This window comes from Paenisporosarcina sp. TG20, from assembly GCF_000286315.1.
Taxonomy (GTDB): Bacteria; Bacillota; Bacilli; order Bacillales_A; family Planococcaceae; genus Paenisporosarcina.
The window spans coordinates 1-21320 of record NZ_ALJG01000314.1 but is presented as its reverse complement, the minus strand read 5'-3'; the positions used below and the strand labels follow the sequence as shown (position 1 = coordinate 21320).

General features: G+C 39.3%; 19 protein-coding genes and 2 other annotated features. All 19 genes read right to left on the bottom strand.

What is annotated here, in order from left to right:
- Positions 1-98: 98 nt before the first annotated feature.
- The 19 genes from rpoC to B371_RS0112050 all read right to left on the bottom strand — a co-directional run bounded on the left by rpoC (position 99) and on the right by B371_RS0112050 (position 21146).
- Positions 99-3701, bottom strand: coding sequence for a DNA-directed RNA polymerase subunit beta' (gene rpoC / locus B371_RS0112145; RefSeq protein WP_019414592.1), 3603 nt, complete (start codon positions 3699-3701; stop codon positions 99-101).
- 159 nt (positions 3702-3860) lie between these two features.
- Positions 3861-7412: a DNA-directed RNA polymerase subunit beta gene (gene rpoB / locus B371_RS0112140; protein WP_019414591.1), complete on the bottom strand. Its 3552-nt coding sequence runs from the start codon at positions 7410-7412 to the stop codon at positions 3861-3863.
- Between the two features lie 229 nt (positions 7413-7641).
- Positions 7642-8253: a class I SAM-dependent methyltransferase gene (locus B371_RS0112135; protein WP_019414590.1), complete on the bottom strand. Its 612-nt coding sequence runs from the start codon at positions 8251-8253 to the stop codon at positions 7642-7644.
- A gap of 87 nt (positions 8254-8340) precedes the next feature.
- Positions 8341-8703, bottom strand: coding sequence for a 50S ribosomal protein L7/L12 (gene rplL, locus B371_RS0112130; protein WP_019414589.1), 363 nt, complete (start codon positions 8701-8703; stop codon positions 8341-8343).
- A 79-nt stretch (positions 8704-8782) separates the two neighbouring features.
- Positions 8783-9283: a 50S ribosomal protein L10 gene (rplJ, locus tag B371_RS0112125; protein ID WP_019414588.1), complete on the bottom strand. Its 501-nt coding sequence runs from the start codon at positions 9281-9283 to the stop codon at positions 8783-8785.
- A 34-nt stretch (positions 9284-9317) separates the two neighbouring features.
- Positions 9318-9460 (bottom strand) — a sequence feature (ribosomal protein L10 leader region).
- A 41-nt stretch (positions 9461-9501) separates the two neighbouring features.
- Entirely contained in the window at positions 9502-10203 is a 702-nt protein-coding gene (gene rplA, locus B371_RS0112120) for a 50S ribosomal protein L1 (protein WP_019414587.1), read from the bottom strand.
- 110 nt (positions 10204-10313) lie between these two features.
- Positions 10314-10739: a 50S ribosomal protein L11 gene (rplK, locus tag B371_RS0112115; protein ID WP_157185198.1), complete on the bottom strand. Its 426-nt coding sequence runs from the start codon at positions 10737-10739 to the stop codon at positions 10314-10316.
- 345 nt (positions 10740-11084) lie between these two features.
- Positions 11085-11618, bottom strand: coding sequence for a transcription termination/antitermination protein NusG (nusG, locus tag B371_RS0112110; RefSeq protein WP_019414585.1), 534 nt, complete (start codon positions 11616-11618; stop codon positions 11085-11087).
- Positions 11619-11720: 102 nt separating this feature from the next.
- Positions 11721-11906, bottom strand: a complete 186-nt coding sequence (secE, locus tag B371_RS0112105) for a preprotein translocase subunit SecE (protein ID WP_019414584.1) — start codon at positions 11904-11906, stop codon at positions 11721-11723.
- A 276-nt stretch (positions 11907-12182) separates the two neighbouring features.
- Positions 12183-12830 (bottom strand): RNA polymerase sporulation sigma factor SigH, encoded by a 648-nt coding sequence (gene sigH, locus B371_RS0112100; RefSeq protein ID WP_019414583.1) that lies wholly within the window; start codon positions 12828-12830, stop codon positions 12183-12185.
- Positions 12831-12902: 72 nt separating this feature from the next.
- The gene (locus tag B371_RS0112095) at positions 12903-13412 is read right to left on the bottom strand and encodes an NYN domain-containing protein (RefSeq protein ID WP_019414582.1); all 510 of its coding nucleotides are present in this window, start codon (positions 13410-13412) and stop codon (positions 12903-12905) included.
- Position 13413: 1 nt separating this feature from the next.
- The gene (gene rlmB / locus B371_RS0112090) at positions 13414-14166 is read right to left on the bottom strand and encodes a 23S rRNA (guanosine(2251)-2'-O)-methyltransferase RlmB (RefSeq protein ID WP_019414581.1); all 753 of its coding nucleotides are present in this window, start codon (positions 14164-14166) and stop codon (positions 13414-13416) included.
- Complete coding sequence (locus tag B371_RS0112085; RefSeq protein ID WP_019414580.1) at positions 14163-14591, bottom strand: Mini-ribonuclease 3; 429 nt, start codon at positions 14589-14591, stop codon at positions 14163-14165. The genes rlmB and B371_RS0112085 overlap by 4 nt, the downstream gene beginning before the upstream one ends.
- A complete protein-coding gene (gene cysS, locus B371_RS0112080; RefSeq protein WP_019414579.1) occupies positions 14588-15988 on the bottom strand; it encodes a cysteine--tRNA ligase in 1401 nt (466 codons plus the stop codon). The genes B371_RS0112085 and cysS overlap by 4 nt, the downstream gene beginning before the upstream one ends.
- Entirely contained in the window at positions 15985-16647 is a 663-nt protein-coding gene (gene cysE, locus B371_RS0112075) for a serine O-acetyltransferase (RefSeq protein ID WP_019414578.1), read from the bottom strand. Before cysE ends, cysS begins: the two co-directional genes overlap by 4 nt.
- A 204-nt stretch (positions 16648-16851) precedes the next feature.
- Positions 16852-17075, bottom strand: a binding site (T-box leader).
- 150 nt (positions 17076-17225) lie between these two features.
- Positions 17226-18683, bottom strand: coding sequence for a glutamate--tRNA ligase (gltX, locus tag B371_RS0112065; RefSeq protein WP_019414576.1), 1458 nt, complete (start codon positions 18681-18683; stop codon positions 17226-17228).
- Positions 18684-18739: 56 nt separating this feature from the next.
- Positions 18740-19216 carry a 2-C-methyl-D-erythritol 2,4-cyclodiphosphate synthase gene (gene ispF / locus B371_RS0112060; RefSeq protein ID WP_019414575.1) on the bottom strand — a complete coding sequence of 159 codons (477 nt, stop codon included), beginning with the start codon at positions 19214-19216 and terminating at the stop codon, positions 18740-18742.
- 12 nt (positions 19217-19228) lie between these two features.
- Positions 19229-19912 (bottom strand): 2-C-methyl-D-erythritol 4-phosphate cytidylyltransferase, encoded by a 684-nt coding sequence (gene ispD, locus B371_RS0112055; RefSeq protein WP_019414574.1) that lies wholly within the window; start codon positions 19910-19912, stop codon positions 19229-19231.
- Positions 19913-20066: 154 nt separating this feature from the next.
- On the bottom strand, positions 20067-21146 hold the full coding sequence (locus B371_RS0112050; protein ID WP_019414573.1) for a PIN/TRAM domain-containing protein: 1080 nt from the start codon (positions 21144-21146) through the stop codon (positions 20067-20069).
- Positions 21147-21320 lie beyond the last annotated feature (174 nt).

Below are 21320 nucleotides of genomic sequence, written 5' to 3'. Positions count from 1 at the left end.
TCTTTATGTGTGAAACGGAGATATAGTCTAGCCTGTAAAGATAGCCATAATTACTTGAGGGGGTTGGTTAATTGAACCCCCTCAAGTATAGGTTGTAATTATTCTACACTCAATGCCACTTCAGCTTCGGTTTTCTTTTGATCAACAATTTTAATTTGACGGTAACGTTGCATACCCGTACCTGCTGGTACAAGTTTACCAATAATTACGTTCTCTTTCAAGCCTAGTAATTCATCACGTTTCCCTTTAATTGCCGCGTCGGTTAATACACGCGTAGTTTCTTGGAATGATGCAGCCGATAAGAATGATTCAGTTTCAAGAGACGCTTTCGTTATACCAAGAATAACAGGACGACATGTTGCAGGAATTTTCCCACTTAACACAGCTTCTTTATTCGCTTCTGCAAATTGGTGAATGTCGAGTAATGAACCTGGTAATAATTCAGTTTCACCAGCTTCGATTATACGTACTTTACGAAGCATCTGACGAACCATTACTTCGATATGTTTGTCTCCGATTTCTACTCCTTGCATACGGTATACTTTTTGAACTTCTTTCAATAAGTATACTTGCACAGTTGAAACATCTTTGACTTTTAACAATTCTTTTGGATCTATTGAACCTTCAGTTAATACTTCACCACGTTTAATAGCGTCATCCAGCTGAACTTTTAAACGACCATTATAAGGTGTGAGGTATTTACGTGTTTCAACATCACCTTGAATTGTGATTTCTTTTTGACCTTCACGAATTTCTTCAATCGCAGAGACAATCCCTGTAATATCCGAAATAACGGCTTGACCTTTAGGATGACGAGCTTCAAATATTTCTTGAATACGCGGAAGACCTTGTGTAATATCGTCTCCGGCAACTCCGCCTGTATGGAATGTACGCATTGTTAACTGAGTACCTGGCTCACCAATTGATTGAGCAGCAATAATACCAACTGCTTCCCCAACTTCAACATTTTCACCAGTTGCTAAGTTAGTACCATAACATTTTTTACATACTCCGTGTTTCGTATTACATGTAAATGCTGAACGAATGGTTATTTCTTCAATTCCAGCATCTAAGATAATTCGAGCTACGTCTTCTGTAATTAAACCATCTTTTGCCAAAATAACTTTTTTCGTTACTGGATGGTAAATTGTTTTGCGAGTATGGCGACCAGCAATACGTTCATCAAAACCTTCAATAACTTCTGTTCCGTCCATTAAAGCACCGATCAGTAAGCCACGGTCTGTTCCGCATTCATCTTCACGAACAATAACGTCTTGAGCAACGTCTACTAAACGACGTGTTAAGTAACCTGAGTCAGCGGTTTTAAGTGCTGTATCCGCAAGACCTTTACGAGCACCATGCGTCGAAATAAAGTATTCAAGAACCGTTAATCCTTCACGGAATGATGATTTAATTGGCAACTCAATAATTCGACCGGCCGGATTGGCCATTAAACCACGCATACCAGCAAGTTGAGTAAAGTTAGATGCGTTACCACGTGCACCAGAATCACTCATCATGAAGATTGGGTTTAAATTATTTAAGGATTTCATTAGTTTTGCCTGAATAACATCCTTTGCAGCACTCCAGTAAGAAATAACACGATCATAGCGCTCTTCTTCTGTAATTAAACCACGACGGAATTGCTTCAATACTTTATCTACTTTATCTTGAGCTTCTTCCAACACTTTACCTTTGTCTGGAAGTACTACAATATCAGAGATACCGATTGTTATTCCAGCTTTAGTAGAGTATTTGAAACCAAGATTTTTCATAAGGTCAAGCATTCTTGACGTTTCAGTAATATGGAAACGTTTGAACACTTCAGCAATGATGTTTCCAAGAATTTGCTTCTTAAACGGTGATATAATTTCCATTTGTGCAATGTGTTCTGGCACATTTGTTGTTGTTGGAACAAAATATTTAGACGGAGTTTCAACTTGAAGGTTGAAGTCCGTAGGTTCGTTAATGTACGGGAATGTATCAGGTAAAATTTCATTAAAAAGTACCTTACCCACTGTAGTCAATAACAACATTTTGTTTTGCTCTTCAGTGAAAGTTTGGTTACCCAATGAATTTGCTGCTATTGCAATACGTGTATGCAAATGTGCATGCCCATTTTGGTAAGCGATTATCGCTTCATTTGGACCGTAGAATATAGAACCTTCACCTGTTGCACCTTCACGCTCAAGTGTTAAATAATAGTTACCTAAAACCATATCTTGAGATGGTGTAACAACCGGTTTTCCATCTTTCGGGTTCAAAATGTTTTGTGCAGCTAGCATTAGTAAACGAGCTTCAGCTTGCGCTTCTGCTGATAAAGGAACATGAACCGCCATTTGATCTCCATCAAAGTCAGCGTTATAAGCTGTACAAACTAGTGGGTGAAGACGAATTGCACGACCTTCTACTAATGTAGGTTCGAATGCTTGAATACCTAAACGGTGAAGTGTTGGTGCACGGTTTAATAAAACCGGATGCTCCCTAATTACATCTTCTAATACATCCCAAACTTCAGTATGCATACGTTCAATTTTTCGTTTTGCACTCTTAATGTTGTGAGCTAAACCACGCTCAACAAGTTCTTTCATAACAAATGGTTTAAATAGTTCAATCGCCATTTCTTTAGGAAGACCACATTGATACATTTTCAAGTTTGGACCTACTACGATAACCGAACGACCAGAGTAGTCTACTCGTTTACCAAGTAAGTTTTGACGGAAACGACCTTGTTTACCTTTTAACATATGTGAAAGTGATTTCAACGGACGGTTACCAGGACCGGTAACTGGACGACCACGACGACCATTATCAATCATTGCATCTACTGCTTCTTGTAACATTCGTTTTTCATTTTGAACAATGATGCTTGGCGCACCAAGATCAAGTAAACGTTTTAAGCGATTGTTACGGTTAATAACACGGCGATACAAATCATTTAAATCTGAAGTTGCAAAACGGCCACCATCTAACTGAACCATCGGACGTATTTCTGGTGGTATTACTGGGATGACATCTAAAACCATCCAATCAGGTTTATTACCAGAATTACGGAATGACTCAACTACTTCTAAACGTTTAATTGCACGCGTTCGGCGCTGACCTGATGCAGTTTTAAGTTCTTCCTTCAGCACTTCTGTTTCTTTTTCAAGATCAAGATCTTGAAGTAGACGTTTAATTGCCTCGGCACCCATTGCTGCATAGAATTTCTTGCCATATTTTTCACGATATGCACGATATTCTTTCTCAGATAATAATTGTTTACGCTCTAAAGGTGTATTTGCAGGATCTACAACTACATAAGAAGCAAAGTAAATAACTTCTTCTAAAGAACGAGGAGACATATCTAAAATCAGTCCCATTCTACTTGGGATTCCTTTGAAATACCAAATATGTGTTACAGGAGCCGCTAGTTCAATATGACCCATTCGCTCACGACGCACTTTTGAACGTGTGACTTCAACGCCACAACGATCACAAACGACGCCCTTATAGCGAACACGTTTATATTTTCCACAATGACATTCCCAGTCTTTTGTTGGACCAAAAATTCGTTCACAGAACAAACCATCTTTTTCAGGTTTCAGTGTGCGGTAGTTGATTGTTTCAGGCTTCTTTACTTCACCATAAGACCAAGAACGAATCTTGTCTGGAGATGCTAAACCAATCTTCATGTACTCAAAATTATTTACGTCTATCAAGGAGCCTACCTCCCTTAGTCTGGGTCTATTAAAGACTTTATCCACTTAGCTCAGGCAGATAAATTTTGAAATAAAATAATGGAAATGGAAATGCAGACAGGTCAAGACCTGTCCTTATTTCTCTCTTTATACAAATTTATATTATTGAATCGGTACTTTTTACTCGACTGAAGTTACTGGTGATTTCTCCGTCATTGGGAGAATATTGAGCGCATCAGCTGGTTGTAAATCGTCTTCATCATTCAAATCACGTAAGTCAATTTCTTCATCATCGATTGATAACATCTTAACGTCCATACCTAGACTTTGAAGCTCTTTAATCAATACTTTGAAAGATTCAGGAACACCTGGTTGTGGTACGCTTTCTCCTTTAACAATAGCTTCGTATGTTTTCACACGTCCTACTACATCATCGGATTTAACTGTTAAAATTTCTTGCAGTGTATATGCAGCACCGTATGCCTCAAGTGCCCAAACCTCCATCTCACCGAAACGCTGTCCACCAAATTGCGCTTTACCACCAAGAGGTTGTTGCGTTACTAGAGAGTAAGGTCCAGTAGAACGAGCGTGTAACTTATCGTCAACCATATGCGCTAGCTTAATCATATACATGATTCCGACAGATACACGGTTGTCAAAAGGTTCACCAGAACGGCCATCATATAGTGTCGTTTTACCGTCACGGTTCATGCCAGCTTCTTCCATTGTATCCCAAACATCCGCTTCATTGGCACCATCAAATACTGGTGAAGCCATATGAATACCAAGACTTCTAGAGGCCATCCCTAAATGTAACTCTAGTACTTGACCGATGTTCATACGTGAAGGAACCCCAAGCGGGTTAAGCATTACATCAACAGGGGTACCGTCTGGCATAAATGGCATATCTTCTTCTGGAAGAATACGTGAGATAACACCTTTATTACCATGACGTCCAGCCATTTTATCCCCTACAGAAATTTTACGTTTCTGCACGATATACGCACGAACAAGTTGATTTACACCAGGTGGAAGTTCGTCACCGTCTTCACGGTTGAAAACTTTCACGTCTAGGATAATACCGTTCGCACCATGAGGTACACGTAACGATGTATCACGAACTTCACGGGCTTTTTCACCAAAGATAGCATGTAACAATCTCTCTTCAGCTGTTAGTTCAGTAACCCCTTTAGGTGTTACTTTACCTACCAAAATATCACCATCGCGAACTTCTGCACCGATACGGATAATTCCACGTTCATCCAAGTTACGAAGTGCTTCTTCACCGACGTTTGGAATATCACGTGTAATTTCCTCAGGTCCAAGTTTCGTATCACGAGATTCTGATTCATATTCTTCAATATGAACAGATGTATAAACATCATCTTTTACAAGGCGTTCACTCATGATTACAGCATCTTCATAGTTGTAACCTTCCCATGTCATGAACGCAACAAGAACATTACGTCCAAGTGCCATCTCTCCACGTTCCATAGAAGGACCATCGGCAAGAATATCCAATGGGTTCACTCGATCTCCAACAGCAACAATTGGACGTTGATTATAGCTAGTCCCCTGATTTGAACGAGTGAATTTCTGTAATTTATACTTTGTTAAATCGCCTTTAACTTCTTTGCCATCAATTTCTTCGATACGACGAACTCGGATTTCTCTTGCCTCTACATGCTCAACAATACCTACATACTTAGCAGTAACAGCAGCTCCAGAATCACGTGCATTCACATGTTCCATTCCTGTTCCCACAAAAGGAGCTTCAGGGTTTAATAATGGAACTGCTTGACGTTGCATGTTTGCACCCATTAAAGCACGGTTGGAGTCATCATTTTCTAAGAAAGGAATACAGGCAGTTGCAGCAGATACTACTTGTTTTGGAGATACATCCATATAATCGATTGAAGTACGTTTAAATACCGTGTTATCTCCACGGAAACGACCTACAACTTCTTCATCGACAAACTCACCAGTATCAGAAAGACGAACATTTGCTTGTGCTACTACATAGTTATCTTCTTCATCAGCTGTTAAATAATCAATGCGAGATGTTACAAGACCAGTTTCATGATCAACGCGACGGTAAGGAGTTTCAATAAATCCGAACTTATTCACTTTCGCATAACTTGAAAGTGAGTTGATTAGTCCAATGTTAGGTCCCTCAGGAGTTTCGATAGGACACATACGACCATAGTGAGAGTAATGTACGTCACGTACTTCAAAGCCCGCACGTTCACGAGTTAAACCACCGGGTCCTAATGCTGATAGACGTCGTTTGTGTGTTAATTCAGCTAAAGGATTCGTTTGATCCATGAACTGAGATAACTGAGAACTACCAAAGAACTCTTTCATTGACGCAATAACAGGACGGATATTAATCAATTGTTGTGGAACAATTGACTCTTTGTCATTGATAGACATACGCTCACGAACAACACGTTCCATACGAGAAAGACCAATACGGAATTGGTTTTGTAATAATTCACCTACTGAACGTAATCTACGATTTCCAAGATGATCAATGTCATCTGTAAATCCGACGTTATGAAGTAGATTAAAGAAGTAACTAACAGAAGAAATAATGTCTGCAGGTGTGATGTTTTTAATAGCATCTTCAACATACGCATTACTAATTACATTAATTTCTTGCTGCGCTTCACTTTTCGGTGCATAGACTTTGATTGTTTGCAGTGTAATATCGCCATCTAAAACGCCACCGACATGAGAAGTAGTACTAAAACCTATCCCGTTCTCAAGATGTGGAATTAAACGATCGAGTAAACGACGGTCAATCACTGCACCTTGTTCTGCTAAAATCTCACCAGTTTCTGGATCAACCAACGTTTCAGCAAGTATTTGATTAAGTAAACGGTTTTTGATATTCAGTTTTTTATTCATTTTATAGCGTCCTACATTTGCTAAATCATAGCGTTTTGGGTCAAAGAAACGTGAATACAATAGATTTTTCGCACTCTCTACTGTAGGCGGCTCTCCTGGACGAAGACGTTCGTAGATTTCAAGCAATGCTTTATCTACACTCTCAGTATGGTCTTTTTCAAGAGTGTTTCGTAGGTATTCGTTATCACCAATAAGATCGATAATTTCTTGGTCAGAACCAAAACCAAGTGCACGTAATAGAACAGTTACAGGTAATTTACGAGTACGATCGATACGACAATAAACAACGTCTTTTGCATCAATTTCATACTCTAACCATGCACCACGGTTAGGAATAACCGTTGCACCAAAGCCTTTTTTACCATTTTTATCCGTCTTATCATGGAAGTAAACACTAGGCGAACGGACTAGTTGAGAAACGATTACACGTTCAGCACCGTTTATTACGAAAGTACCTGTTTCTGTCATTAGAGGGAAATCACCCATGAAGACATCTTGTTCTTTCACTTCTTCTGTTTCTTTGTTATGAAGACGCACTTTTACACGTAGTGGTGCCGCATATGTTACGTCACGTTCTTTCGATTCGTCGACTGGATACTTAGGATCTCCTAAAGTATAATCGATGAATTCGAGTGAAAGATTACCCGTGAAGTCTGCAATAGGAGAAATGTCGCGGAACATTTCACGCAAACCTTCTTCCAAGAACCATTCATAAGATACTGTTTGAATTTCAATTAAATTCGGTAGTTCCAGTACCTCTTTAATACGAGCAAAACTTCTACGCTCACGGTGTTGTCCATATTGAACTAGTTGACCTGCCAACTCATTCACCCCTCAATAAAGCAATATTAGGACTTTCCGATAATTCATATTTAGTGTATGATATCGAAAAGACAAAAAAGAAACGAGTTCAAAAAGAGCTCATTTTCGGTTAAACTACAATTATTCATGGTAAGTATACCCACTATTAAACAACCTTTATACAAAAGGGCATACAATCGCAAAATAATATTTCTACATTTTGTTATAATATCATAGCGATTTTGTCAAGTCAATATTCTTTGATTTTCACAGACTTTATGATCCAGTAACCTTTTACCTTTTCGACTACTTCAACTTGACCGAAAATTTCTTCTAATCGACTAAAAGTTGATTGAGCTCCTTGTTTCTTCTGAATAACAACCCAAAACTCTCCACCAACAGATAACTTCGAATAAGCATCTGAATAAAAACTGAAAATCGTTTGTTTTCCCGCACGAATTGGTGGGTTTGTTAAAATTGCAGCAAAATCAGTTTCCGTAACACCGGATAACCCATCACTTTCGTAGATTCGCACATTTTGTATCCCGTTACCTTCCGCATTTTTATGCGCAAGTTGAACTGCACGTTCATTAATATCGACCATATGAATTGTCCGATTTATTTCATTCTTAGCGATGGATAACCCAATAGGCCCGTACCCACAACCCACATCCAAAACAGGTCCATCAGTCACTGGCATTACAAACGTATCAATTAATATACGGGATCCAAAATCTACCTCGCTTTTACTAAAAACCCCTGTATCGGTTACAAAATGGTATAACTCACCACGTAGTGTTGAACTCCATGATTTAGGCTTACTTTCCGTTTGAGGTTTTTTTGAATAATAATGTTCAGCCAATCGGGAACCCTCCAACCTTTATCTAAATGAAGATGAAGAAAAAGCCCGCCGTTAACTGACGAGCTTTCCATTACCTATTGATAAAAATTACTTAACTTCTACAGTAGCGCCAACTTCAGCAAGTTTAGCTTTCATTTCTTCTGCTTCTTCTTTAGTAACGCCTTCTTTAATAGCTTTAGGAGCGTTATCTACAACTTCTTTAGCTTCTTTAAGACCTAAACCAGTGATTTCACGAACTGCTTTGATTACTTTGATTTTTGCATCGCCAACAGCAGTAAGTACTACATCAAATTCAGTTTGCTCTTCTTCAACAGCAGCAGCACCGCCACCAGCAGCAGCCATAGGTGCAGCAGCTGTTACGCCAAATTCTTCTTCGATTGCTTTTACTAAGTCGTTTAATTCTAGAACTGTCATACCTTTGATTGCTTCAAGGATTTGAGTGTTGTTCATTGTATGTTCCTCCTAATAGGAATAATTTTGTCTGGGTTTTAAATCCAGCATTAAATCAATAGCTAAGACGTGTAATAAATTACGCGCCTTGCTCTTCTTTTTGTTCAGCAACAGCTTTTGTAACAAGCGCGAAATTGCGCATTGGAGCTTGAAGAACGCTTAATAGCATTGACAACAAACCTTCGCGAGAAGGAAGTTCTGCAAGTGCTTTGATTTCATCAGAAGTTGCGATTACGCCTTCAATCACACCAGCTTTGATTTCAAGTAGCTCGTTCTTTTTAGCGAAATCGTTAAGAATTTTCGCAGGCGCTACTACGTCTTCTGTTGAAAACGCAATTGCGTTTGGACCTGTAAGACTCTCTTTCAAGCCTGCAAGACCTGCTTCTTCAGTTGCACGACGAACCATCGTATTTTTGTATACTTTAAGTTCAACGCCAGCTTCTCGAAGTTGCTTACGAAGATCAGTTACTTGAGATACAGTTAAACCACGATAGTTAACTACTACTGCAGTTGCTGCATTATTGAACTTTTCCGTAATTTCTTCAACTCGAACTTTTTTTGCCTCGATTGCTTTGCTCATCTGGACACCTCCTAAATAGAATGAGTCACTTATACCGCCAAAAGAAAAGCCCCTGCGTCTATATATAGACACAAGGGCTGAAACGTCATCTTTAAAAAGATTCAGAATGCATGTCCTCGGTAGGATCATTATGCGACAAGTCGCCCCTACTGTCTACGGTACAAATAAATTATTTACAACAAAATCCATCTTAACAGATAGACTTATAACTGTCAATACTATTTGTTAACTTTTACGTTTGTAGAATCCACTTTTACAGATGGACCCATTGTTGTTGTGATGTTTACAGATTTCATATACGTCCCTTTAGCTGCCGCTGGCTTAGCTTTTTGAACGATATCAAATACTGCTAAAAAGTTTTCAACTAACTTTTCATTATCGAAAGAAACTTTACCGATTGGTGCGTGAATGATACCAGCTTTGTCAGCACGGTATTCAACTTTACCAGCCTTGATTTCTCCGATTGCTTTAGTTACATCGAATGTTACAGTTCCTGTTTTAGGATTTGGCATTAAGCCTTTTGGTCCTAAAACACGACCTAGTTTACCAACCTCACCCATCATGTCTGGAGTAGCTACGATTACATCGAAGTCAAACCATCCACCTTGGATTTTGTTGATATACTCTGTATCACCAAAGTAATCAGCGCCCGCAGCTTCTGCTTCTTTTAATTTTTCGCCTTTTGCGAAAACTAAAACACGTTGAGTTTTACCAGTTCCGTTTGGAAGTACTACTGCCCCACGGATTTGTTGGTCATTCTTACGTGTATCGATACCCAATTTAAATGCTACTTCAACCGTTGCATCAAAATTAACTACACTCGTTTGTTTAGCAAGTTCAATTGCCTCTGGAGCTAAGTACAATTTAGTACGATCTATTAATTTCGTTGCATCTTGCAACTTTTTACCTTTTTTCGCCATTTTAAAATGTCCTCCTTGATTGTGGTTTTAACGGATTTAACCTCCCACGAATAAGGGCTGCGTGTCCTTAAGACAATCGCAACCCTTCAAAACAAATGCATCATCAGGGATTAGTCTTCTATAACAATACCCATGCTGCGCGCAGTACCTTCAACCATCAACATTGCTGCTTCAACTGATGCTGCGTTTAGGTCTGGCATTTTTTGTTCAGCGATTTCACGAACTTTATCACGCTTCACCGTTGCAACTTTTTTGCGGTTTGGTTCACCAGAACCAGACTGGATTCCAGCAGCCACTTTAAGTAATACTGCTGCGGGTGGAGTTTTTAAAATGAATGTAAATGAACGATCTTCAAATACAGAAATTTCAACTGGGATAATTAGTCCAGCTTGATCTGCCGTACGTGCGTTGAATTCTTTACAGAATCCCATAATATTAACACCTGCTTGACCCAATGCTGGACCAACCGGCGGTGCTGGGTTTGCTTTACCAGCAGGAATTTGTAACTTTACGACTTTAACAACTTTTTTAGCCACGAGACACACCTCCTTAAGTCCGTGATGTGGTAATAGGGTTACCCCTCCCACTCAATATCTGTCTGTCAGCTATAAGCTGAACGTAAGCTAATTTTTTGCAGACTTTCATAAAATCAGTCTGACCTTTGAAATAATACCATTTTTCCAAAGTATAATCAAGTGAAATTTTTAAAAACTTTTGTAATATGAATTTTGATAGGTATCTTATTGAGTTCAAAATTAGCTATGTCTAGCTCCAAGCGCCAGCACGCACCTAAGCTTCAGACCCTCTGGCGAAAGCAGACTTTCGCATCGGTTCTTCCAGCGCCGGTGTCGAGCTATAGTGGCGCTTTCCGCTTTTCTTAATTACATTTTGATGACTTGATCGTAATCTAATTCCATCTTCGTTTCGCGTCCAAACATGTCGACGGAAACTTTCAATTTGCCTTTAGCATCATCAATTTCTTCCACTTTTCCTTGGAAGTGCGCAAATGGTCCTTCTAGTACTTCAACCATCTCACCAACTGCATATTGTCCTTCATGTTTACGCTCTGTCATACCCATTTGTTTTAAGATGAATTCTACTTCTTCTGGTAACAATGGAGTAGGCTTCGCGCCTCCACCTGAAGATCCTATAAAACCAGTTACTCCTGGCGTATTACGCACAACGTACCAAGAATCATCTGTCATTACAATCTCTACCAGGACATACCCAGGGAATGTTTTACGCATTACAGTACGTTTTTTACCATCTTTAAAATCAGTTTCTTCCTCTTCCGGAATAATAACGCGGAAAATTAAATCTGACATACCCATTGTTTCGACACGCTTTTCAAGATTTGCTTTTACCTTATTCTCGTATCCGGAATACGTGTGAACAACATACCAATTCTTTTCCATAAGTTGCAGGACTGTTCGTCCGTCCCTCCATTTCTTAGACACATGAAATAACCCGTTTTCAGTCTCTAACGGGCTATTTTCAACAAACTATCTGTTATCAAATTACAGTGCAATGAACCAGCGGAATGCTTCTGAAATTCCTAAATCAACGATTGAGAAATACACTGCCATAACAAGGACCGTCGAAAGAACAATGATTGTATAGCGAGTCAATTCTTTACGCTTTGGCCAGCTAACTTTTCTCATTTCCTTGACAACATCACCAAAAAACCCAACAATATTAGTCATTCTAATTTAACCCTCCGAGTGAAAATTATCTATGTTTATACTTAAAACGTTTGTTTATAACAGTTTGTCGCTTTCTACCACCACAAACAGCCGTCAGTTCCAAACATTCATTTACCCCTTCTTTTTAGAAGAAAGATTGTATAGTTCAGTAGCAGTGGCAACAACACAAATTCTAAGACTATTCTTAAGTCATTTTATACGTTTAAAAATAGCGTTTGTCTTTTTAAAGACTATCATTTTGTGTATAGACTGTCAACAACAGCCAAATTAAGCGGTTTAACGGACACCACCAATTTCGATGTGGAGCTCGAGTTTTCGCTTCACTCGTTGCAATGCGTTGTCAATTGATTTTACATGACGGTTTAATTCTTCGGAAATTTCGTGATACGACTGCCCATCTAAGTACAAAGCTAAAACCTGACGTTCCAAATCACTTAGAATTTCATCCATTTTTTCTTCCATATTGCTGAAATCCTCACGATGAATCATTAAATGTTCTGGATCTTCATTGACGGTTCCTGAAATCATATCCATTAATGTCCTGTCTGAATCTTCATCATATATCGGTTTATCCAACGAAACATACGAATTAAGGGGAATATGCTTTTGACGTGTGGCTGTTTTGATAGCGGTAATAATCTGGCGAGTGATACAAAGTTCCGCAAATGCACGAAATGATGAGAGCTTGTCCCCTCTAAAATCACGAATTGACTTATAAAGACCTATCATTCCTTCTTGAATAATATCTTCTCTGTCAGCTCCTATTAAAAAGTAGGATCTTGCCTTCATACGTACAAATGATCTGTACTTGGTGATTAGGAAATCTAGAGCGTCCGTATCGCCAGCGTGGACTAACTCTACAATCTCGTCATCTAGTAAGTCTTCAAATCGATGTAGCTTAATGTGTGCAAAGTCACTCTTCATCTACAGTATCACCTCGGCCGATTTGCTAGTTTGACTTTAGTATACAGGAAGTGGAAATATAGCGTCAACGGCTCATTTAATCCCTCTGCGCCATTTTTCAAAAGTTTCTGCCACTTCCAAGGAAAGATGAATTTTTGAAAACGGTCTTTGCTCCTGAATTGCCTTAACTTTTTTAGCGATGTTTTTTTGTACTAAGTCCATCTCAATTTCTAGCTCGCGAGCTGAGATTCTCAGCGCCCCTTGGGCAAAAACGACAGATTGTTCAGTCATATCCGAGGTTGCGACATGCACTTGATCTCGTCTAGTCTTTAACTGATTTGTTAGTTTTTCAATGCGTTCATCTGCCGTTTCATTTTCTCTTGTGAAAATAACTTCAACGTCAAATTGTTTTTTCTTTAATTCGACGCCCGGTATTAAATGTGCATCAAAAACCACGATAACCCTCCAACCAGAAAACGCTTTGTACTCTGACATCATTTCAATTAGCCGGTCTCTGGCATCTTTAAGTTTATGTGTTTTTAACGCCCGCAACTCTTTCCATGCGCCGATAATGTTGTATCCATCGACGAGCAGGATATCCATCTTAGGTTACCGGCTGACGGTTGCGCAACACTTCGTACATCAAAATAGCAGCCGCTACTGATGCATTTAAAGACGTCACTTGCCCGACCATTGGCATGTGGTAAAGGAAGTCGCATTTGTCTGTTAACAACCGGCTCATTCCTTTCCCTTCACTACCGATGATAATTGCAAGTGGCAATTTCGCATCCATTCGACGATAGTCAGCTGATCCTTTAGCATCTGTTCCCGCAATCCATAAACCACGTTTTTTCAAATCTTCAACTGTTTGCACTAAATTGCCTACGCGTACTACTGGAATATGCTCAATCGCACCTGTCGATGTTTTTGCCACGACTGCTGTCAGTCCCACTGCTCGACGCTTTGGAATAATGACCCCGTGTACGCCAGTTGCGTCAGCCGTTCTTAAAATAGAGCCTAAATTATGCGGATCCTCTAGCTCATCTAATATCAAAAAGAATGGATCTTCATTGCGAGCTGCGGCACTGTCAAATAGTTCGTCAATCTCAGCATAACGATAAGCAGCCACTGAAGCTGCAATACCTTGATGATTTGCACCGTCAGTCAATTGCTCAATTTTATTTTTCGGTACAAATTGAACAATAATGCCCGCTTCTTTTGCCAATTCCATAATCTCAGACATTCCTGTTTTTTTAACGCCTTCTGCAATCCACACTTTATTCATATCACGTCCTGAACGAAGGGCTTCTAGTACAGAATTTTTTCCTGATAAAATTTCATTGTTTAATTCAGTCACAATATCGATTCTCCTCCGGTTTCTATAATGGTAATAGTTTTCTCAATAATCTCACGAACACGGTTGAAATCACCAGACAAGTATAAACTTCCGAGAACAGCTTCGAATGCAGTGCTATATTTATACGTCACTACATCTGTATTTTTCGGAACGGAACCGGATTTCGCATTACGTCCACGTCTTAGCACTGCTTCTTCTTCTTCCGTTAAAAACTTTTCTGTAAGCAACACGCGGACAACCGATGCTTGAGCTTTCGCCGATACATATTTGGTTGATTCTTTATGCAGAGTATTTGGTCTGACCCGACCCGACCGAATTAAATGTTCACGAATTGCTTGTTCAAGAACTGCATCTCCCATATATGCAAGTGCTAGTGAGTTTAATTGTTTTACGTCTGCAATTCGCAGTGAATATTCATTGTTCATATTCTCTTCCAACGAATACCTTGCGCGGTATCTTCTAATTGTATATTCATTTCTTTTAATTGATCGCGTATCGCATCCGCTCGAGCAAAGTCTTTTTCTTTTCTGGCTTGGATTCTTGCCTCTATTAATGCATCAATGTCCTCGTCTAGCATTTCTTCTTGGATTTCTACTTCAATACCTAAAACAAATGCGAGTTCCTTTAGTGTGTCCATGAAAACTGAAAGTACTGCTGTTTCTGTATGTTTCTCTAGTAAATATAAGTTCCCTAAACTCGCTAGCTCAAATAATGCAGCTATTCCATTGGCTGTATTAAAATCATCGTCCATTGCCGTTGTGAATTGCGACCTGATTTCTTCAATCTTGTGTAACCATATATCTTGGTTATCACCGAGTTCAGGAGCTACTTCCCGTCGATGAGTTAAGTTCGTATACGATGTTCTAATACGCGCTAAGCCATTCGCGGCATTTTCAACAAGCACTTGTGAAAAATTGATCGGGTGACGGTAGTGAACTGACAACATAAAGAATCGCAACACTTGTGGATCGATCTGTTGACGAATATCTTTCACTAAAATAAAGTTACCTAATGATTTCGACATTTTTTCATTGTCAATATTGATGTACCCATTATGCATCCAGTATCGAGCAAACTGCTTTCCTGTATAGGCTTCAGTTTGTGCAATTTCATTCTCATGATGCGGGAACGCTAAGTCTTGCCCACCAGCATGAATATCTATCGTGTCCCCTAAAAGTTCTCGAACCATTACTGAACACTCGATATGCCAGCCAGGGCGACCATTTCCCCAAGGACTTTCCCAAGAAATTTCACCAGGTTTTGCATCTTTCCATAAAGCAAAGTCCAGTTCATCATCTTTCTTTTCGCCCGTTTCAATTCGCGCTCCAATTTTTAATTCATCCACTGACTGTTGAGATAACTTCCCATACCCTTCAAACTTCCGAGTTCGGTAGTAGACATCACCTTTAGATTCATAAGCAAAGCCTTTTTCAATTAACACTCCGATAAATTCAATTATGTCATCCATATGTTCAGTTACACGTGGATGTGAATCGGCCTTTTGGCAACCAAGAGCACTTATATCTTCAAAATATGCGGCAATAAATCGGTCCGTCAGTTCAGATACTTCTTCACCAAGTTCATTTGCTGTTTTGATGATTTTATCGTCAACATCCGTAAAGTTTGAGACGAAATTAACATCATATCCACGGTACGTTAAGTATCGGCGTACTGTGTCATAAACTATAACCGGTCGTGAATTGCCTATGTGGATATAGTTGTATACAGTCGGTCCACATACATACATTTTCACCTTGCCCTCTTCAAGTGGTACAAAAGGCTCTTTTTGACGCGTTAAAGTATTATATATATAAATGCTCATTTCTTGTTTCTCTCCTTTTCAAGTCGTTGACTCAATAGCGTAACTTGTTCACTTAATGTTTTGATTTTCATTTCCATCATATCGCACTTATCACCAACTGGATCTGGCATATCTTGATGATCCAAGTTTCTATTTACTTTTACCCCATCTTTCACAACCACCATTCCAGGAATACCTACAACAGTTGCATTAGGCGGTACATCTTTTAAAACAACCGCACCAGCACCAACTTTACTGTTTTCCCCGATAGTAATTGCTCCAAGTACTTTTGCTCCCGATGCAACTAACACATTATCTAGTAATGTAGGGTGTCGTTTGCCTCGTTCTTTGCCGGTTCCACCAAGTGTAACTCCTTGGAATATCGTTACGTTATTTCCTATTTCACAAGTTTCACCAATGACCACACCCATTCCATGGTCAATAAAAAAGCGATTGCCTATCTTTGCACCAGGATGAATTTCTATTCCAGTAAAAAACCTACTGACTTGGGATACAACACGCGCTAAGAAAAAAAACTTTCTTTTATAAAGTGAGTGTGAAATCCGATGTGACCAAATTGCATGCAAACCTGAATAGGTCAACACAATTTCAAGCACACGTCTTGCTGCTGGATCTTGCTCGAATACCACTTCAATATCTTCTTTCATTCGAGTAAACATTATTCGTGCCTCCTACTATCCTATATGACTAAAATGCTCTATTTTGTTTTGTTTATATCGTGATAAAGAATTTATCGCTCAACAACAGGTCTCATCACCTATTTCACTTGCTGAGATGAAGCACTTTCCAGCGCGGGCTTAAAGCTTTAATAGCGCGCTTCCTCTTTTTCTTGCACAAAATAAAAAGCGCCTCTGTCAGTAACTGACAGAGACGCTATAAATGCGCGGTTCCACTCTGATTGGAAGGATTTCATTCATCCCTTCCCTCTTGGAGTCTGTAACGTAGACAACACGGCTCGCTTACTAGTTGGTTCAGCTGAGCGCTCAGAGGTGCATTTCCATAGTGCCTTTGCTCAGACCACTTTCAGCCGGTGGTGGTCCTCTCTAAAGAGCTTGCCTTATGTACTTCTCCTCATCAAAGCTTTAACTATTTTGAATTTAAGCCAGGACGGAACTTTCGTTTAATTATCTCATCGAAATATATTCTCCGAGCTTGTAAAAGCGACAGCAACAATAACCCTTGACCTATTTTGCTGAAGATAGCTATATTTTCACACCTCTATGTGTGAAAGTCAATATTATTGTTTTGTGTACTTCTCTACTCGTGCAATTACTTTTTCTTTGCCGATTAACGAAATGGCATCCGGCAATTCCGGACCATGCGTTTGACCAGTTGTAACAACACGAATAGGCATGAATAAGTTCTTACCTTTGTGTCCCGTTTCTTTTTGTACTGCCTTAATTGCTGCTTTTATTTCTGCAGGTTCAAACACTTCTAATTGCTCTAATTGCGATTTGAATGATGCCATAACTTCTGGAACTTGCTCTGCATTTAAAATAGCAGACGCTTCTTCATCATATGTTAGTTCATCTTTAAAGAATAGGTCAGTTAACTCAGTAATTTCAGCACCAAAACTCATTTGCTCATGGTAAAGGCCAATTAAACCAGTAGCCCATTTCTGTTGTTCTTCAGTTAACGTTTCAGGTAAGCGACCCGCTTTTTGTAAATGAGGTAAAGCAAGATCTACTACTTCTTCAAGTGACATTTGTTTCACGTATTGGTTGTTCGTCCATGTTAATTTTTGCGTATCAAACATCGATGGAGATTTAGATAAGCGATTAACGTCAAAGCGGCTAATAAATTCCTCTTTGGAGAAAATCTCCTCTTCTCCTTCAGGAGACCAACCAAGAAGTGCGAAGAAGTTGAACATTGCTTCAGGGATGTATCCTAAATCTTTATACTGCGTAACAAACTGAATAATAGATTCATCACGTTTTGAAAGTTTTTTTCGACTTTCATTAATAATTAATGTCATATGGCCATAGTGAGGGATTTCCCAACCTAATGCTTGGAACACCATCATTTGCCTAGGCGTGTTTGATAAATGTTCTTCACCACGGAAAACATGTGTAATTTTCATATAATAGTCATCTAATACCACAGCAAAGTTGTAAGTAGGAATGCCGTTTGCTTTTACGATCACCCAGTCACCTACGTCTTTTGATTCAAATGAAACGGAACCACGAACTAAATCTTCAAATGTATAGGTCACATCATTTGGAACGCGTATACGAATAGTATATGGAAGTCCTTCTCTTTCTTGCACTTCTTCTTTAGTTAAATTGCGGCATGTTCCTTTGTACATGGGTGCAGCGTGGCCTCTAGCTCTTTGTAATTCCTTCTCAGTTTCCAACTCTTCAGTTGTACAAAAACATTTATACGCATGACCATTTTGCAGCATTTCTTCTGCATGCTTTTTATAACTGTCAAGACGTTCCATTTGACGATATGGTCCATAAGGTCCACCAATATCAACAGACTCATCATAGTCTATGCCAAGCCACCTTAAATTCTCAAGTTGGGATAGTTCTCCACCTTCAATATTACGTGCGATGTCCGTATCTTCAATTCGTACGATAAATTTGCCGCCGTGATGACGTGCAAATAAATAGTTAAATAATGCAGTACGGGCTCCTCCAATATGTAAATTGCCTGTTGGGCTCGGTGCGTAACGTACGCGTACTTCTAGTGTCATAAAAGGTTCCTCCTCGAATACGTGCTAAACTTTGTTCAGTTTAACACAAGTCATGCTTATTTTTGAATGAGTAAAATCGTCGCTTGCGCAGCAATGCCTTCTCCTCGCCCAGTAAAGCCAAGCTTTTCAGTTGTCGTGGCTTTGACATTCACCTGAGATGGATCAGCGTTTAAAAGTAAAGCAATACGGTCACGCATTTGTGAAATGTATGGTGCCATTTTTGGAGCTTGGGCAATTATTGTACAATCGATATTGCCTAATCTATAACCCTTTTCTTCAACGATATTCCAAATGTATGAAAGTAGTTTCGCGGAATCTGCATTTTTAAACTCAGGATCTGTATCCGGAAAATGGTGGCCTATATCGCCTTCACCAATTGCACCTAAAGCAGCATCGGTTACTGTATGTAATAAAACATCGGCATCTGAATGCCCAATTAAACCTTTTTCATACGGAATTGTTATGCCCCCTATGATTAGTGGGCGATTTTCAGCAAACTCATGTACGTCAAACCCTTGTCCAACTCGGAACATTTAGTTTCCCTCCTACTGTCTTTTTTGTAAGATGGCTTCGCCAATCAATAAATCTTCTTGTGTCGTCATTTTGACATTGTCATACGTACTTTCCACTACATGAACAGCAATATTCATGCGCTCTACTAACATGGATTCATCCGTACCAAGAAATCCATCTTTTGCCGCTTGTTGGTGAGCTATTGTTAAAATATTAGCCCGGAAAGCTTGAGGAGTTTGGATCATCCACAATTGTTCGCGATCTAACGTTTCTTCAATGATCTGATTGCGGACACGTTTCATCGTATCTTTCGCCTTTACACCAGCAATAGCCGCCCCCATTTCATGTGCCTTATGGGTCAATTGTGTAATAACAGATGGTTCTATAAAGGGCCTAGCAGCATCGTGAACAAGGATTAGTTCACTGACGTCGCCAGCAGCTAATATACAGGCATAGACGCTATGTTGACGCTCGTCGCCCCCTGCAGGCATTCCTTTCACTTTCGTGATGTTGTATTGTTTTAACATGTCCTGAATGGTTTTACGTTCATCAGGCTTTACGGCTAACCAAATAGCAAGACAATTAGGATCCTGTTCAAAAACATCTAGTGTATGAATTAAAATTGGTTTACCTCTTAATTCTAGAAATAATTTATTATATCCTGCGTTCATACGCTTACCGCTTCCTGCCGCTGGTAAAACAACGATATACTTCATCTCATGTATCGCCTCTTTCATTATGAAAAATGAGGCCACCCAAACTGCCATACATATGACAGAAATGGCGGCCTCTAGTTGATTTAGTTGTCGCTTACTGTTCCCAGCTTCAACTTCAGCTATTCACTCTTTGATTTCCTAGAAATAAAGGTGCTTACTTCCTTTTAGCAAAAATCATTCGTCCTGCAGATGTTTGAAGAACACTTGTTACAACTACATCAATGGCTTGACCAATATAAGACTTTCCATCTTCTACAACAATCATTGTACCATCGTCTAAATACGCGATACCTTGATTTTGTTCTTTACCATCTTTAATGACCACGATATGCATTTCTTCTCCCGGAATAACAATTGGTTTCACTGCATTCGCAAGATCGTTAATATTAAGCACTGGAACTTGATGCAACGCACACACTTTATTTAAGTTAAAGTCGTTGGTTACCACCATACCGCCCATCTTCTTAGCAAGGCGCATTAATTTCAAGTCCACTTCTTGAATCTCATCAAAGTCTTCTTCCGTAATCAATAAAGCTGAAGAGCGCTCCGTTTGAAGTCTCTTCAAAATATCAAGACCCCGACGTCCACGAGTACGTTTTAATGTGTCTGAAGAATCTGCAATATGCTGAAGTTCTGTCAAGACAAATTGAGGAACAACAAGCACACCTTCAATAAAACCTGTTGCCGAAATATCAGAAATTCTTCCATCAATAATAACGCTCGTATCGAGTAATTTGTACGATGCTTGTTGTAACGCTTGTGGGTTATTATCATCAAATTTCTTTTTGTCCGCCGTCGCCCTACCAGCACTAAACAATTGTCCAATCTCATCACGCTTTTTAAAGCCAATTTGGAAACCGAGATATCCTAAAATAATAGTTAATAAAACAGGCAACACGGAAGTAATCACGGGTATTTGAATAGATTCCACTGCATAGCTCAAGAGAAATGCTACGCTAAGTCCGATGACTAGACCGATTGTTCCAAACAATAAATCTCCTACTGGCGCTACCAATAATCGATTTTCCATCCACTTTAAAAACTCAATTAAATAATCGGTCATTAATAACGCAAGAACAAACAATAGGATTGCTCCTAATAAAACAGATACATAAGGGTTGTTAAGCCACGGGTTCGAGGATAAATCAATAAGTTCATATAATTGCGGTAATAATAGTAACCCGAGCGTTCCACCAATTAAGATGAATGTAATGCGAATAATCCACTTCAACACAAGCCCACCTCCTAGATTTAATTATACACGTTTTGATTTGGAAACACCTTCTTGACGTAGGCAGAGTGCGAAAAGTTGCATCGAAATAAGGAGTGCACCATTTTCATAGTGGTTCTATTGAACTTTCGAAATAAAGAAGACACAGTATAAATTTTGGTTTCCGGTATGATTTCC